This window comes from uncultured Bacteroides sp. (assembly GCF_902491285.1).
In the GTDB taxonomy this organism is placed as follows: domain Bacteria; phylum Bacteroidota; class Bacteroidia; order Bacteroidales; family Bacteroidaceae; genus Bacteroides.
This window is the reverse complement of sequence record NZ_CABUHK010000108.1, coordinates 1-14,664: the sequence shown is the minus strand read 5'-3', so window position 1 is coordinate 14,664 and position 14,664 is coordinate 1. Positions and strand designations below refer to the sequence as shown.

Below are 14,664 nucleotides of genomic sequence, written 5' to 3'. Positions count from 1 at the left end.
CTCGTCACGCCGATGGTACTGCGTAACAGTGGGAGAGTAGGTAGCCGCCGTTTTTGAAGAAGCCTCGCTTGTCTATTTGACGGGCGAGGTTTTCTGTTTTTACAGCTTCGGCATTTATACGGCTGTTTTATCAGTCGTAAACCTATAATACCTATTAAAAAAGTGAATATTTACTGATAATTTGTATGTTATGAGGATATTTATTTGTATCTTTGTCGCCCGAATTGTAAGCTAACGATTTAAAAAAGAGAGAAGCTTTGGGAAAATTTGATAAATACAAAATTGATCTGAAAGGAATGCAGACAGACTCTGCTAAGTATGAGTTTGTATTGGATAACCTTTATTTCGCTCACATTGATGGTCCTGAAGTTCAAAAGGGAAAAGTAAATGTAACTTTGAACGTGAAAAGAACCTCTCGCGCTTTCGAATTGAGCTTTCAGACCGATGGAATGGTATGGGTGCCATGTGATCGTTGTCTGGATGATATGGAACTACCGATCAGTTCTTCTGATAAACTGATGGTGAAGTTTGGACATGAATATGCAGAGGAAGGTGAGAACCTGATTGTGATTCCCGAAGAAGAAGGAGAAATCAACGTTGCATGGTTCATGTATGAGTTTATAGCACTCTCCATCCCAATGAAGCATGTACACGCTCCGGGTAAGTGCAATAAAGCTATGACTAGTAAATTGAGCAAGCATTTGAAGACAAATGCGAACGAGGATAGCGATGAAGTTTTCGACACTGGAGGAGACGATATCGTAATTGAAGAGGAAGTGGAGGAACAAATTGATCCTCGCTGGAATGAATTAAAAAAAATATTAGATAATAATTAAAGTTTTAAGAAAATGGCACATCCTAAGAGAAGACAATCAAGTACGAGACAAGCGAAGAGAAGAACTCATGATAAGGCAGTAGCTCCTACATTGGCTATTTGTCCGAATTGCGGAGAATGGCATGTATATCACACAGTGTGTGGTGCTTGCGGATATTACAGAGGTAAGCTCGCTATTGAGAAAGAAGCAGCTGTATAATTAGTACAGTTATACTGAAAAACAGCCTGAGGGTGATGCTCTCCGGCTGCTTTAAGTATTATAGTATTGCTAATTTAAAATAGGTTTGATGGAAAAAATAAATGCAGTAATCACAGGAGTCGGCGGATATGTTCCCGATTATATCTTGACGAATGACGAGATATCAAAGATGGTGGATACCAACGATGAATGGATTATGACTCGTATTGGAGTAAAGGAAAGACATATTCTGAATGAGGAAGGATTAGGTAGCTCGTATATGGCGCGTAAAGCTGCCAAGCAGTTGATGAAAAAGACTGGTGCCAATCCTGACGACATTGATTTGGTTATTGTGGCTACTAGTACTCCTGACTATCACTTCCCTTCTACAGCTTCTATTCTTTGCGATAAACTCGGACTGAAGAATGCCTTTGCTTTTGATTTGCAGGCTGCTTGTAGCGGTTTCCTGTATTTGATGGAGACGGCTGCGAATTTTATCCGTTCGGGAAGATATAAGAAAATTATCATTGTTGGCGCTGATAAGATGTCGTCAATGGTTAATTATACAGATCGTGCTACCTGCCCTATCTTTGGTGATGGTGCTGCTGCCTTCATGGTAGAACCCACCACGGAAGATTATGGTATTATGGATTCGATACTGAGAACGGACGGTAAAGGTTTGCCTTTCCTTCACATGAAAGCGGGTGGTTCGGTTTGTCCGCCGTCTTATTTCACAGTAGACAATAAGATGCATTATCTGCATCAGGAAGGAAGAACAGTATTCAAATATGCTGTTTCCAGTATGTCGGATGTTTCTGCGGCAATCGCAGAAAAGAATGGATTGACGAAAGAGACTATCGACTGGATTGTGCCGCATCAGGCAAATGTTCGTATTATCGAAGCAGTGGCTCATCGCATGGAAGTGCCGATGGACAAAGTGCTGGTGAATATTGAACACTACGGCAACACAAGTGCCGGTACGCTTCCTTTGTGTATCTGGGATTATGAAGATAAACTCAAGAAAGGCGATAACATCATTTTCACAGCATTCGGTGCCGGATTTACCTGGGGCGCGGTTTACGTGAAGTGGGGTTATGACGGAAAGAAGGAATAGTAACTTAGTTACTGAACTATAACACTCAAAAACGCATCCTATTTCGATTCGATGCGTTTTTTTGTCTCAACCAATAAAATGAAGTGAAATGCATAAAGCTGGTTTTGTAAACATCGTAGGAAATCCGAATGTCGGAAAATCGACATTAATGAATGCTTTGGTAGGTGAGCGTATCTCGATTGCCACCTTCAAGGCGCAGACTACTCGTCACCGCATTATGGGAATCTATAATACGGATGAAATGCAGATTGTTTTTTCTGATACTCCGGGAGTATTGAAACCCAATTACAAGCTACAGGAGTCTATGCTGAACTTTTCTACTTCGGCACTGACGGATGCGGATGTTTTGCTTTATGTGACTGATGTGGTAGAGACACCGGATAAGAATAATGAGTTTATGGCAAAGGTGCGTGAGATGACCGTGCCTGTACTTCTGCTCATTAATAAAATTGACCTTACCGACCAGGAGAAGCTGGTCAAGTTGGTGGAAGAATGGAAAGAACTGCTTCCGCAGGCTGAGATTATTCCGATTTCCGCAGCATCCAAGTTTAACGTGGACTATGTGATGAAGCGGATCAAGGAGTTGCTGCCCGAATCTCCCCCTTATTTCGGGAAAGACCAGTGGACGGACAAGCCTGCTCGTTTCTTTGTGAATGAGATTATTCGGGAAAAGATTCTGCTGTACTATGACAAGGAGATTCCCTATTCGGTAGAAGTGGTTGTGGAAGAGTTTAAGGAAGGGCCGAAGAAGATTCAGATTCGTGCAATAATCTACGTGGAACGTGATTCGCAGAAAGGAATCATTATCGGTAAGCAGGGAAAGGCGCTGAAGAAGGTTGCTACCGAAGCCCGCCGTGAACTGGAACGTTTCTTCGGGAAGACCATTTACCTGGAAACGTATGTGAAAGTTGATAAGGATTGGCGCAGTTCGGATAAGGAATTGCGTAATTTCGGTTATCAGTTAGATTAAGAGTATTCATGCGACTGGGATAGTCGTGAAAAAAACAAGGTATTGAACTATGAGTAATTTAGTTGCAATTGTAGGACGCCCTAATGTGGGCAAGTCTACCTTATTTAACCGTCTGACGAAATCTCGTCGGGCTATTGTGAATGAAGAGGCGGGCACAACCCGCGACAGACAATATGGCAAGTCCGAGTGGCTGGGCCGTGAATTTTCCGTGGTGGATACCGGTGGATGGGTGGTGAACTCTGACGATATATTCGAAGAGGAGATCCGTAAGCAGGTGTTGCTGGCTGTAGATGAAGCGGATGTGATTCTGTTCGTGGTGGATGTGATGAACGGAGTGACTGACTTGGATATGCAGGTGGCGGCTATCTTGCGTCGTGCCAAAAGTCCGGTGATTATGGTTGCCAACAAGACGGATAACCATGAGTTGCAGTATAATGCCCCTGAATTTTATAAACTGGGATTGGGTGACCCTTATTGTATTTCTGCTATCACGGGAAGTGGTACGGGGGATTTGATGGACTTGATTGTCAGCAAATTCAAGAAAGAAGCTTCCGAGATTCTGGATGACGAGATTCCTCGTTTTGCCGTAGTGGGACGTCCGAATGCCGGAAAGTCCTCTATCGTGAATGCTTTTATCGGTGAAGACCGTAACATCGTGACCGAGATTGCCGGAACAACCCGCGATTCTATCTATACCCGTTACAATAAATTCGGGTTTGACTTCTATCTGGTGGATACAGCCGGTATCCGTAAGAAGAACAAGGTAAATGAAGACTTGGAATACTATTCTGTGATTCGTTCGATTCGTGCCATCGAAGGTTCGGATGTTTGTATTCTGATGCTGGACGCTACGAGAGGGGTTGAGAGTCAGGACTTGAATATCTTCTCTCTGATTCAGAAGAATCAGAAAGGCTTGGTAGTCGTTATCAATAAATGGGATTTGGTGGAAGATAAATCCGTGAAAGTGCAGAAGACTTTCGAAGATGCTGTCCGCTCCCGTTTTGCTCCGTTTGTCGATTTCCCGATTATCTTTGCTTCCGCATTGACGAAGCAACGTATTCTGAAAGTGCTTGAAGAGGCGCGCAACGTATATGAGAACCGGACAACAAAGATACCTACCGCCCGTCTGAATGAAGAGATGCTTCCGTTGATCGAGGCGTATCCGCCCCCTTCAAACAAAGGCAAATATATCAAGATTAAATATATCACACAGTTGCCGAATACACAGGTGCCTTCATTTGTTTATTTCGCCAACCTGCCGCAATATGTGAAGGAGCCCTACAAACGTTTCCTTGAAAACAAGATGCGTGAGAAGTGGAACTTGACTGGTACGCCGGTTAATATTTACATCCGACAGAAATAAGATATATCTCCAATAAAAAAACTCCCGGAAACATGACGCTTCCGGGAGTTTTTCTATTGGAGATTTTTATTTCTTTTATTTCTCTAACTGGAAATCTTTACGACGCAACACAAAGCTGTTGCTCAGGTACTTTTCGCGTACAATCTGATTCTCGGACAACTCTTCAGGTGTGCCCTGGAAAAGAATCTTTCCCTCGAAAAGCAGGTAGGCACGGTCGGTGATACTAAGCGTTTCCTGTACGTTGTGGTCGGTAATCAGGATACCGATATTCTTGTCTTTCAGTTTCCACACGATTTGCTGGATATCCTCTACGGCAATCGGGTCGACACCGGCAAAAGGCTCGTCGAGCATGATGAATTTCGGGTCGATGGCAAGGCAGCGTGCAATCTCCGTACGGCGGCGTTCACCACCGGACAACTGGTTACCGTTGTTCTTGCGTACCTTTTGCAGGCGGAATTCCGCTATCAGGCTTTCGAGTTTTTCCTTCTGATATTCTTTGGGCTTGTTAGTCATTTCGAGCACGGCGGCAATATTGTCTTCCACACTCATCTGGCGGAATACAGAGGCTTCCTGTGCAAGGTAGCCGATTCCCGTTTGCGCCCGTTTGTAAACCGGATATTTGGTAATCTCCAGGTCGTCGAGGAAGATACGTCCTTCATTCGGGGTAATCAATCCTACGGTCATATAGAATGAAGTCGTCTTGCCGGCACCGTTCGGCCCCAGCAAACCCACAATCTCACCTTGCTTCACATTGATGGAAACATGGCTTACAACGGTTCGTTTACCGTACTTTTTCACCAGGTCTTCCGTGCGGAGCACCATCTTGCTTTCTTCCATATTCTAGTTATTTTGCGGCAAATGTAGTAAAAATAAGCCGAAATAATGTACATTTGCAGACAAATAGTGTGAGTTATGATAAAAGCATTGAGAACCGTCGGGAGATATTTCATGCTGATGGGACGGACTTTCTCCCGTCCCGAGCGTATGCGTATGTTTTTCCGGCAATACCTTAACGAGTTGGAGCAGCTAGGCGTGAACTCCATTGGAATCGTGCTGTTGATTTCGTTTTTCATCGGCGCGGTTATTACCATTCAGATTAAGTTGAATATCGAAAGTCCGTGGATGCCCCGATGGACAGTGGGATACGTGACCCGCGAAATTATGTTGCTGGAGTTTTCTTCTTCCATTATGTGTCTGATTCTTGCGGGTAAGGTGGGATCGAACATTGCTTCGGAATTGGGAACAATGCGGGTGACGCAGCAGATTGACGCGCTCGAAATTATGGGAGTCAATTCCGCCAATTACCTGATACTGCCTAAGATTTCGGCTATGGTGACCGTCATTCCCATATTGGTGACATTCAGTATCTTTGCCGGTATTATCGGGGCCTTTTGTACCTGCTGGTTTGCCGGAGTGATGAACGCTGTCGACCTCGAATATGGTTTGCAGTATATGTTTAATGAGTGGTTCATCTGGGCGGGTATCATCAAGTCTCTTTTCTTCGCCTTTATCATTGCAAGTGTGTCCGCTTTCTTCGGATACACGGTGGAAGGCGGTTCGATTGCCGTGGGAAAGGCTTCTACGGATTCCGTAGTGTCCAGCAGTGTCTTGATTCTGTTTGCGGATTTGATATTAACTAAACTTTTGATGGAATGATTGAGGTTAAAGGACTATATAAATCGTTCGATGATAAGACGGTATTGAACGATATCAATGCGGACTTTGAGAATGGAAAGACAAACCTGATTATCGGTCAGAGCGGTTCCGGTAAGACGGTATTGATGAAATGTATCGTGGGGCTGCTTACTCCCGAGAAGGGGGAAGTGCTGTATGACGGCCGGAATCTCGTGATGATGGGGAAGAAAGAGAAGAAGATGCTTCGCAAGGAGATGGGAATGATTTTCCAGAGTGCCGCTCTGTTCGACTCTTTGTCGGTACTGGATAATGTGATGTTTCCCTTGAATATGTTCAGCAATGACACCTTGCGCGAGCGTACCAAGCGGGCGATGTTCTGTCTGGACCGTGTCAACCTGACTGAAGCGAAGGATAAGTTTCCCGGAGAAATCAGTGGCGGTATGCAGAAGCGTGTCGCTATCGCACGTGCCATTGCCCTGAACCCGCAATACTTGTTCTGCGACGAGCCGAACTCGGGACTGGACCCGAAAACTTCGTTGGTGATTGACGACCTGATTCACGATATTACCCAGGAATATAATATGACTACGATTATCAATACGCATGATATGAACTCTGTGTTGGGAATCGGTGAAAAGGTGATTTATATTTATGAGGGGCATAAAGAGTGGGAAGGGACGAAAGACGATATATTCACCTCTACCAACGAACGCCTGAATAACTTTATCTTTGCTTCGGACTTGCTTCGCAAGGTGAAAGACCTTGAGATGCAGAACATGGAAGGCTGAGCCGGGGGGGAGACTGGAATAAGGCGATAAAAAAGAAATAAGGCCATAAAAAAACTTCTGTCAACGGGTGACAGAAGTTTCTTTTTTTCTTAGCTATGTAGCGTCGGCAATTAAGCTCTAGGTCTAGCTTCTTTAACTACCATAGTGCGTCCCATGTACTCAGCTCCGTTCAATTCTGCGATAGCTTTTGCTGCTGCAGCATCGTCTTCCATTTCGATGAAAGCGAATCCTTTTGATTTACCGGTTTCACGGTCCATAACAACTTTAACTGATGATACTGCTCCGTAATCTTCCATCACTTGTTGCAGATCTCCTTCCTTAACACGGTAGTTAAGGTTTCCAACATAAATGTTCATAATGAAAATGATAAAAAATAAATAAATGAATAAAACTCTCTGGATAGATGGTTACTAATAAAAAGATTAAAACGACAGAGAGTTTACAAATGCGTTTTGGTAACGGAAGTAAAAACCTTGTAATCAAATCGAGAAACTAATGGTCCATCAATCCGCAGCAAAGAAAAGAATAATTTTTGGATTGACCATCTTTTTAGAGATTTTATTTGCAGAAAGACAAAAAAAAGTAAAACGGAGAACTGTACAGCGTGTTCTTTCACAAGGATTTTTCATTTGTTTATATGTTACATTACTGAAATAAATCTGCAATGTCTTTTGAAATTTGAAAGATTAGCACTAATTTTGCACCCTCTTTGAGTATAGAACAAAGTATAAATCAAATAAATAATTGTCAGAATGAACGTTTCATTACAAAACATTGACAAAGTAAGCGCTGAGCTTACTGTGAAGCTTGAGAAAGCCGACTATCAGGAGAAAGTAGACAAAGAGTTGAAATCACTCCGTCAGAAGGCACAAATCCCGGGATTCCGCAAAGGTATGGTTCCGGTGAGTCTTATTAAAAAAATGTATGGTAAGTCTGTAATTGCAGAAGTAGTGAATAAGACACTGCAAGAAGCTGTTTACAATTATATTAAGGAAAATAAGGTGAATATGTTGGGCGAACCGTTGCCTAACGAAGAAAAGCAGCAGAATATCGATTTCGATACAATGGATGAGTTCGATTTCGTGTTCGACATCGCTTTGGCACCAGAATTCAAGGCAGAAGTAAGCGCTCAGGATAAAGTAGATTATTATACGATCGAAGTATCTGAGGAAATGATCGACAACCAGGTGAAGATGTACACTCAACGTACCGGCAAGTACGACAAGGTGGATGCTTACGAAGACAACGACATGGTGAAAGGTCTGTTGGCTCAGTTGGACGAAGATGGTAACACGAAAGAAGGCGGTATTCAGGTAGAAGGTGCGGTAATGATGCCTTCTTATATGAAGAACGACGAACAGAAAGCTATTTTCGCTAATGCGAAGGTGAACGATGTATTGGTGTTCAACCCGAATGTTGCTTATGACGGAAACGCTGCGGAATTGGGCTCTTTGTTGAAAATCGACAAGGAAATCGCCAAGGACGTTCAGTCAAACTTCAGCTTCCAGGTAGAGGAAATCACTCGTTTTGTTCCGGGTGAACTGACTCAGGAAGTGTTCGACCAGGCATTCGGCGAAGGCGTTGTGAAGACTGAAGAAGAATTCCGCGCTAAGATTAAAGAAGAAATCGCAGCAAGATTCGTTGCTGACAGCGATTATAAATTCCTGATTGACGTTCGTAAGATGATAATGGAGAAAGTAGGCAAGCTGGAATTTTCTGACACACTGCTGAAACGTATCATGCTGCTGAACAACGAGGAAAAAGGCGAAGAATATGTTGCTGAAAACTATGACAAGAGCATTGAAGAACTGACTTGGCACCTGATTAAGGAACAGTTGGTAGAAGCGAATGAAATCAAGGTAGACCAGGAAGATGTTCTGAAGATGGCTAAAGACACAACGAAGGCTCAGTTTGCTCAATACGGTATGTTGTCTGTTCCTGAAGATGTGCTCGACAACTATGCACAGGAGATGTTGAAGAAGAAAGAGACTATCAACAACCTGGTAAGCCGCGTTGTAGAAGTGAAGTTGGCTGCTGCACTGAAAGCACAGGTAACTTTGGAAAACAAGAACGTTTCTATCGAAGATTTCAATAAGATGTTTGAATAATCGTTCGGTTGAATAGAATATAAAGTCACAGAAACACAGAGTTTTTATAAAATTATAACTCTGTGTTTTTTTGTGTCTCTGTATTCTTTTTCGTTTCTTTGTACTTACGTTTATTTTTAATTAATAAGAAAGGAACAATAACATGGATGATTTTAGAAAATACGCAACCAAGCATTTAGGAATGAATGGCATGGTATTGGATGATGTGATTAAATCACAAGCCGGGTATTTGAATCCCTATATTCTGGAAGAAAGGCAGTTGAACGTAACTCAACTCGACGTTTTCTCACGCTTGATGATGGACCGCATCATTTTCCTCGGCACACAAGTGGATGACTATACGGCAAATACGCTTCAGGCGCAGTTGTTGTATCTGGATTCCGTTGATCCGGGTAAGGACATTTCTATCTATATCAACTCTCCGGGCGGAAGTGTATATGCTGGACTGGGCATTTACGACACTATGCAGTTTATCTCTAGCGATGTCGCTACCATCTGTACAGGTATGGCGGCTTCGATGGCGGCTGTATTGCTGGTGGCTGGTGCCGAAGGCAAACGTTCTGCGTTGCCCCACTCGCGCGTGATGATTCACCAGCCGATGGGCGGTGCGCAGGGGCAGGCTTCGGACATTGAAATCACAGCCCGTGAGATTCAGAAATTGAAGAAAGAACTTTATACGATTATTGCCGACCACTCGCATACCGACTTCGATAAAGTATGGGCGGATTCAGACCGCGACTACTGGATGACAGCTCAGGAAGCAAAAGAGTACGGTATGATTGATGAGGTATTGATTAAAAAATAAAAATGGCTGATTCAAGGACAAAGAAAAAGTGTAGCTTCTGCGGCCGGCCGGAGGATGAAGTCGGATTCCTTATTACGGGAATGCACGGCTACATCTGCGACAGTTGCGCCACTCAGGCTTATGAGATTACTCAGGAAGCGTTGGGTGAAAGCAAGAAAAGCGCCGGAGCTACCAAACTCAATTTAAAAGAACTACCCAAGCCGGTCGAAATCAAGAAATTCCTCGACCAGTATGTAATCGGACAGGACGATGCGAAACGTTTCCTTTCCGTGTCGGTTTATAACCATTATAAACGCCTGTTGCAAAAGGACAGTGGCGATGATGTGGAGATTGAAAAATCTAATATCATTATGGTGGGTAGTACCGGAACCGGAAAGACGTTGCTGGCACGTACCATTGCCAAGTTGCTGCACGTGCCGTTTACGATTGTGGACGCTACGGTATTGACGGAGGCCGGTTATGTGGGCGAAGATATTGAAAGTATTCTTACCCGCCTGCTCCAGGTGGCGGATTATAATGTGCCGGAAGCGGAACAGGGTATTGTGTTTATCGATGAAATCGACAAGATTGCCCGTAAAGGTGACAACCCTTCCATCACTCGCGACGTGAGCGGTGAAGGCGTGCAACAGGGATTGCTGAAATTACTCGAAGGTTCCGTGGTGAACGTTCCCCCTCAGGGTGGGCGTAAACATCCCGACCAGAAGATGATTCCGGTGAATACCAAGAATATCCTCTTTATCTGTGGCGGTGCTTTCGACGGCATCGAGAAGAAAATCGCGCAACGGTTGAATACGCACGTCGTTGGTTATACGGCTTCGCAGAAAACTGCAGCGGTAGACAGGAATAACATGATGCAGTATATCGCTCCTCAGGATTTGAAGTCATTCGGGCTGATTCCCGAAATTATCGGGCGTCTTCCGGTGCTGACTTACCTCAATCCGCTGGATCGTGATGCACTTCGTGCTATCCTTACCGAACCGAAGAACTCTATTATCAAGCAGTATGTCAAACTGTTTGAGATGGACGACATCAAGCTGACATTTGAAGAGTCTGTCTTCGAATATATCGTCGACAAGGCTGTGGAATACAAGCTCGGTGCCCGTGGTTTGCGCTCTATTGTGGAGACAATCATGATGGATGTCATGTTTGAAATCCCTTCAGAGAGCAAAAAAGAGTATGAGGTGACGCTGGATTATGCGAAACATCAACTGGAAAAAGCGAATATGGCACGACTGCAAACCGCTTAAAATCAAGGTATAAGGCGACTGAAAATGATTGTTTCTGTATTTTCTTGAAAATATTAGTCACATTTTGCTTGGTAATTACGAAGTTGTTTATAACTTTGTTTGGCTCTCTTGAAAAAGAGAGCTTACTTAAAGTTAAACCATGAACTGAATAAAACAACCTAAGTTAAGATGGCAGGGAAGATTAATTTAACAGATGAACTGAAAAAGTATTTCGGATTTAATAAGTTCAAGGGGAACCAGGAGACAATCATCCAGAATTTGCTCAGTGGTAAGGATACCTTTGTGCTGATGCCTACCGGCGGCGGGAAATCTTTATGCTATCAGCTACCTTCACTCTTGATGGAAGGTACGGCTATTGTTATTTCACCGCTTATTGCGTTGATGAAGAACCAGGTGGATGCCATGCGTAATTTCAGTGAAGAAGATGGTATTGCCCATTTTATCAACTCTTCATTGAATAAGGGTGCGATAGACCAAGTGAAGTCGGACATCCTTGCCGGAAAGACAAAATTGCTATATGTGGCGCCTGAGTCGTTGACAAAGGAAGAAAACGTAGAATTTTTGCGTTCAGTGAAGATTTCGTTCTATGCGGTAGATGAAGCTCACTGTATTTCCGAGTGGGGACATGATTTCCGGCCCGAATACCGGCGGATCCGCCCTATTATCAATGAAATAGGAAAAGCTCCGTTGATTGCGCTTACTGCAACGGCAACGCCGAAGGTGCAGCATGATATCCAGAAGAATCTGGGAATGGTAGACGCTCAAGTCTTCAAATCCTCGTTCAACCGCCCGAACCTATATTATGAGGTACGCGCGAAGACCGGCAATATCGACCGGGATATAATTAAGTTCATCAAGAACAATCCGGAAAAGTCAGGTATCATCTATTGCCTGAGCCGGAAAAGAGTGGAAGAACTTGCCGAAATCCTTCAGGCAAACGGAATCAATGCGCGTCCGTATCATGCGGGAATGGACTCGTTGACGAGAACCAAGAATCAGGATGACTTCCTGATGGAAAAGGTGGATGTCATAGTGGCTACTATCGCTTTCGGTATGGGGATAGACAAGCCCGATGTGCGTTTTGTGATTCATTACGATATTCCGAAGAGTCTGGAAGGATATTACCAGGAGACAGGACGTGCCGGCAGAGATGGCGGTGAAGGTCAGTGCATAACCTTTTATACAAACAAAGACTTGCAGAAACTGGAAAAGTTCATGCAAGGAAAACCTGTGGCAGAGCAGGAAATTGGCAAGCAGCTTCTGTTGGAAACCGCTGCTTATGCCGAATCTTCCGTATGCCGACGCAAGACATTGCTACATTATTTCGGTGAAGAATACACGGAAGAGAATTGTGGAAATTGTGACAACTGTTTAAACCCTAAGAAACAAGTGGAGGCTCAAGAATTATTGTGTACCGTGATTGAAGCGATTATCGCGGTGAAAGAAAATTTTAAAGCAGATTATATAATAGACATACTACAAGGTAAAGAAACTTCGGAAGTACAGGCGCATTTGCATGAAGATCTCGAAGTATTCGGTTCCGGTATGGGCGAAGAAGACAAAACGTGGAATGCAGTGATTCGCCAGGCTCTTATAGCGGGTTACTTGAGCAAGGATGTTGAACACTACGGACTGCTGAAGGTGACGGAAGAAGGACACAAGTTCCTGAAGAAGCCTAAATCATTCAAGATTACCGAGGACAATGACTTTGAAGAGGTGGAGGAAGAAGCACCGGCACGCGGCGGTGGCTCTTGTGCGGTAGACCCGGCTCTCTATTCAATGTTGAAGGACCTGCGGAAGAAGCTATCGAAGAAACTGGAAGTTCCGCCTTATGTGATTTTCCAAGATCCGTCTTTGGAAGCGATGGCTACTATCTATCCGGTGACTCTGGATGAACTGCAAAATATCCCCGGTGTAGGTGCCGGAAAGGCAAAACGCTACGGTGAAGAGTTCTGTAAGCTGATTAAGCGTCACTGCGAAGAGAATGAAATAGAGCGTCCTGAAGACTTGCGCGTACGTACCGTTGCCAATAAGTCGAAGATGAAAGTGGCTATTATTCAGGCTATTGACCGCAAGGTGGCGTTGGACGACATCGCTCTTTCCAAAGGTATCGAGTTCGGTGAATTGCTGGACGAAGTGGAAGCGATTGTGTATTCGGGAACCAAACTGAATATCGACTATTTCCTGGAAGAAATCATGGACGAAGACCATATGCTGGATATCTACGATTATTTCAAGGAATCTACGACCGATAAGATTGATGATGCGCTTGATGAATTGGGCGACGACTTCACGGAAGAAGAGGTTCGTCTGGTACGTATCAAGTTCATCTCGGAAATGGCTAATTAAAAAAAGCGAAAAAAATAGGCGTGCAGGTATGCTGTTTTGAATAAAAACTGTATGTTTAGATTGGGTTCTGTTTGTCAGTAACTTACAAAGTTAGTTCCTCAAATTTGTACTTATCTAGCCTTGTTTGAACGACACAAAGATAGGATTAATTATGTATAAGGCATAATTTTGAGATTAGAATTTTAATCTGCATTTAGATGTGACAATTCATATTTAGATAAAAAGCCAGCTATCATCTCGATAACTGGCTTTTAATTTTTAATCATTTATTTGCTTAGTATATCTTCATAATACTCGGCAAAGTTCTCTGCATAATTCTTAGCTTCGGGACTTCCTTTTGTTTATGTACATCATTATCCATTAGAAGCAATTAATTCCATTTTGCCGCTATCTACCACCTTGACATTTTCTTCCAATACAAACACATACCTCAATAATCCAGAATGTATCTTTTACATTAGATTGGACAGATTCTTATCAGTACCTTTGCTATAGATAAATCAATTACCAATCTATTTATTTCTACAAAAATATGCAAGTAACACCCAAAAAGAGCACCGTGATTTCTTATTTACCACAAGAGATTAGAGAAACTACATATACAGATATTATATACAGACCTGTAACAAGGGAGATGCTAGAACAACTATTCTCAAATTCAGCTAAGAAGGATAAGCATAAATTAGTTAAGAAGAGAAGGAGGTAATTAATGAGGCAGCAAGTGAATGTTACTTCAAATGCTGCCTTTATTTAATTATTACTTCTTCTTGAAAGTGGTTTCAGTACCATACTCATTCTTGGCAGTCATAGTATTGCCATTAATGTTGATAGTGTATTTGTCAGTATCATCATCGTCATAGTTTATTATTAATGTACTGGATTTACTATCATAAGTGTAAGTAAACTGATATGTGTATGATTCACTATCATCGTCATAAAATAAATGCTCTTCTCCGCTTCCGTCATTTCGGAAGGTCCATCTTAAATGTTCGCCTTCATCATCGTTCTGCCATACTCCAACCAATGGATTAGACGGGTCATCATCGTCATCATCGCCACAAGCGGTAAAGTTCAAACACAACACAACCATTAGCAAGGTCGTTCCAATTAATCTCAATGTTTTCATAATTGATATAAATTTAATTCTGCCAACCTGTTCCCTATAGTTGGCTATTACATACAAAAAAGGTGTGGGAACTATCAGCATATCTGTTCCAAGGTATCGCCAAACACCCACACTACAAATACACACAAGTTGCCCACACCTAGACT

The 14,664-nt window shown here is 43.1% G+C and carries 14 protein-coding genes; 11 read left to right on the top strand and 3 right to left on the bottom strand.

All coding sequences use genetic code 11. The features are described 5' to 3' along the window. The first annotated feature begins 257 nt into the window (after positions 1–257). The 5 genes from RDN93_RS19895 to der all read left to right on the top strand — a co-directional run bounded on the left by RDN93_RS19895 (position 258) and on the right by der (position 4,460). Positions 258–836, top strand: coding sequence for a DUF177 domain-containing protein (locus RDN93_RS19895; protein ID WP_005679794.1), 579 nt, complete (start codon positions 258–260; stop codon positions 834–836). A gap of 12 nt (positions 837–848) precedes the next feature. Beyond that, positions 849–1,034: a 50S ribosomal protein L32 gene (gene rpmF / locus RDN93_RS19890; protein ID WP_004296852.1), complete on the top strand. Its 186-nt coding sequence runs from the start codon at positions 849–851 to the stop codon at positions 1,032–1,034. Between the two features lie 88 nt (positions 1,035–1,122). Continuing rightward, positions 1,123–2,127, top strand: coding sequence for a beta-ketoacyl-ACP synthase III (locus RDN93_RS19885; protein WP_308747098.1), 1,005 nt, complete (start codon positions 1,123–1,125; stop codon positions 2,125–2,127). Between the two features lie 88 nt (positions 2,128–2,215). Further along, the gene (gene era / locus RDN93_RS19880; RefSeq protein ID WP_308747097.1) at positions 2,216–3,097 is read left to right on the top strand and encodes a GTPase Era; all 882 of its coding nucleotides are present in this window, start codon (positions 2,216–2,218) and stop codon (positions 3,095–3,097) included. A 49-nt stretch (positions 3,098–3,146) separates the two neighbouring features. Beyond that, a complete protein-coding gene (gene der / locus RDN93_RS19875; protein ID WP_308747096.1) occupies positions 3,147–4,460 on the top strand; it encodes a ribosome biogenesis GTPase Der in 1,314 nt (437 codons plus the stop codon). 75 nt (positions 4,461–4,535) lie between these two features. On the opposite strand, the gene lptB is transcribed toward der, so the two are convergent. Next, positions 4,536–5,297 (bottom strand): LPS export ABC transporter ATP-binding protein, encoded by a 762-nt coding sequence (lptB, locus tag RDN93_RS19870; RefSeq protein WP_044654979.1) that lies wholly within the window; start codon positions 5,295–5,297, stop codon positions 4,536–4,538. 75 nt (positions 5,298–5,372) lie between these two features. Between lptB and RDN93_RS19865 the strand changes: the two genes are divergently transcribed. Together RDN93_RS19865 and RDN93_RS19860 are read left to right on the top strand one after the other, a co-directional pair. Next, entirely contained in the window at positions 5,373–6,116 is a 744-nt protein-coding gene (locus RDN93_RS19865; protein ID WP_308747095.1) for an ABC transporter permease, read from the top strand. Beyond that, positions 6,113–6,883 (top strand): ABC transporter ATP-binding protein, encoded by a 771-nt coding sequence (locus RDN93_RS19860; protein WP_308747094.1) that lies wholly within the window; start codon positions 6,113–6,115, stop codon positions 6,881–6,883. Before RDN93_RS19865 ends, RDN93_RS19860 begins: the two co-directional genes overlap by 4 nt. Positions 6,884–6,993: 110 nt before the next feature. Here the strand turns inward: RDN93_RS19860 and RDN93_RS19855 are convergent, their stop codons facing one another. Beyond that, positions 6,994–7,239, bottom strand: coding sequence for an RNA-binding protein (locus tag RDN93_RS19855; protein WP_004297160.1), 246 nt, complete (start codon positions 7,237–7,239; stop codon positions 6,994–6,996). 396 nt (positions 7,240–7,635) lie between these two features. Here RDN93_RS19855 and tig point away from each other — a divergent pair, with 396 nt between their 5' ends. From tig to recQ, 4 genes are all read left to right on the top strand, one after another. After that, positions 7,636–8,991, top strand: a complete 1,356-nt coding sequence (gene tig, locus RDN93_RS19850; RefSeq protein ID WP_308747093.1) for a trigger factor — start codon at positions 7,636–7,638, stop codon at positions 8,989–8,991. Between the two features lie 142 nt (positions 8,992–9,133). Continuing rightward, complete coding sequence (clpP, locus tag RDN93_RS19845; RefSeq protein WP_004297164.1) at positions 9,134–9,796, top strand: ATP-dependent Clp endopeptidase proteolytic subunit ClpP; 663 nt, start codon at positions 9,134–9,136, stop codon at positions 9,794–9,796. 2 nt (positions 9,797–9,798) lie between these two features. Then, complete coding sequence (clpX, locus tag RDN93_RS19840; RefSeq protein ID WP_308747092.1) at positions 9,799–11,043, top strand: ATP-dependent Clp protease ATP-binding subunit ClpX; 1,245 nt, start codon at positions 9,799–9,801, stop codon at positions 11,041–11,043. 168 nt (positions 11,044–11,211) lie between these two features. Further along, entirely contained in the window at positions 11,212–13,392 is a 2,181-nt protein-coding gene (recQ, locus tag RDN93_RS19835) for a DNA helicase RecQ (RefSeq protein ID WP_308747091.1), read from the top strand. Between the two features lie 757 nt (positions 13,393–14,149). Here the strand turns inward: recQ and RDN93_RS19830 are convergent. After that, the gene (locus RDN93_RS19830) at positions 14,150–14,518 is read right to left on the bottom strand and encodes a DUF5640 domain-containing protein (RefSeq protein ID WP_118036881.1); all 369 of its coding nucleotides are present in this window, start codon (positions 14,516–14,518) and stop codon (positions 14,150–14,152) included. Between the last annotated feature and the right edge of the window lie 146 nt (positions 14,519–14,664).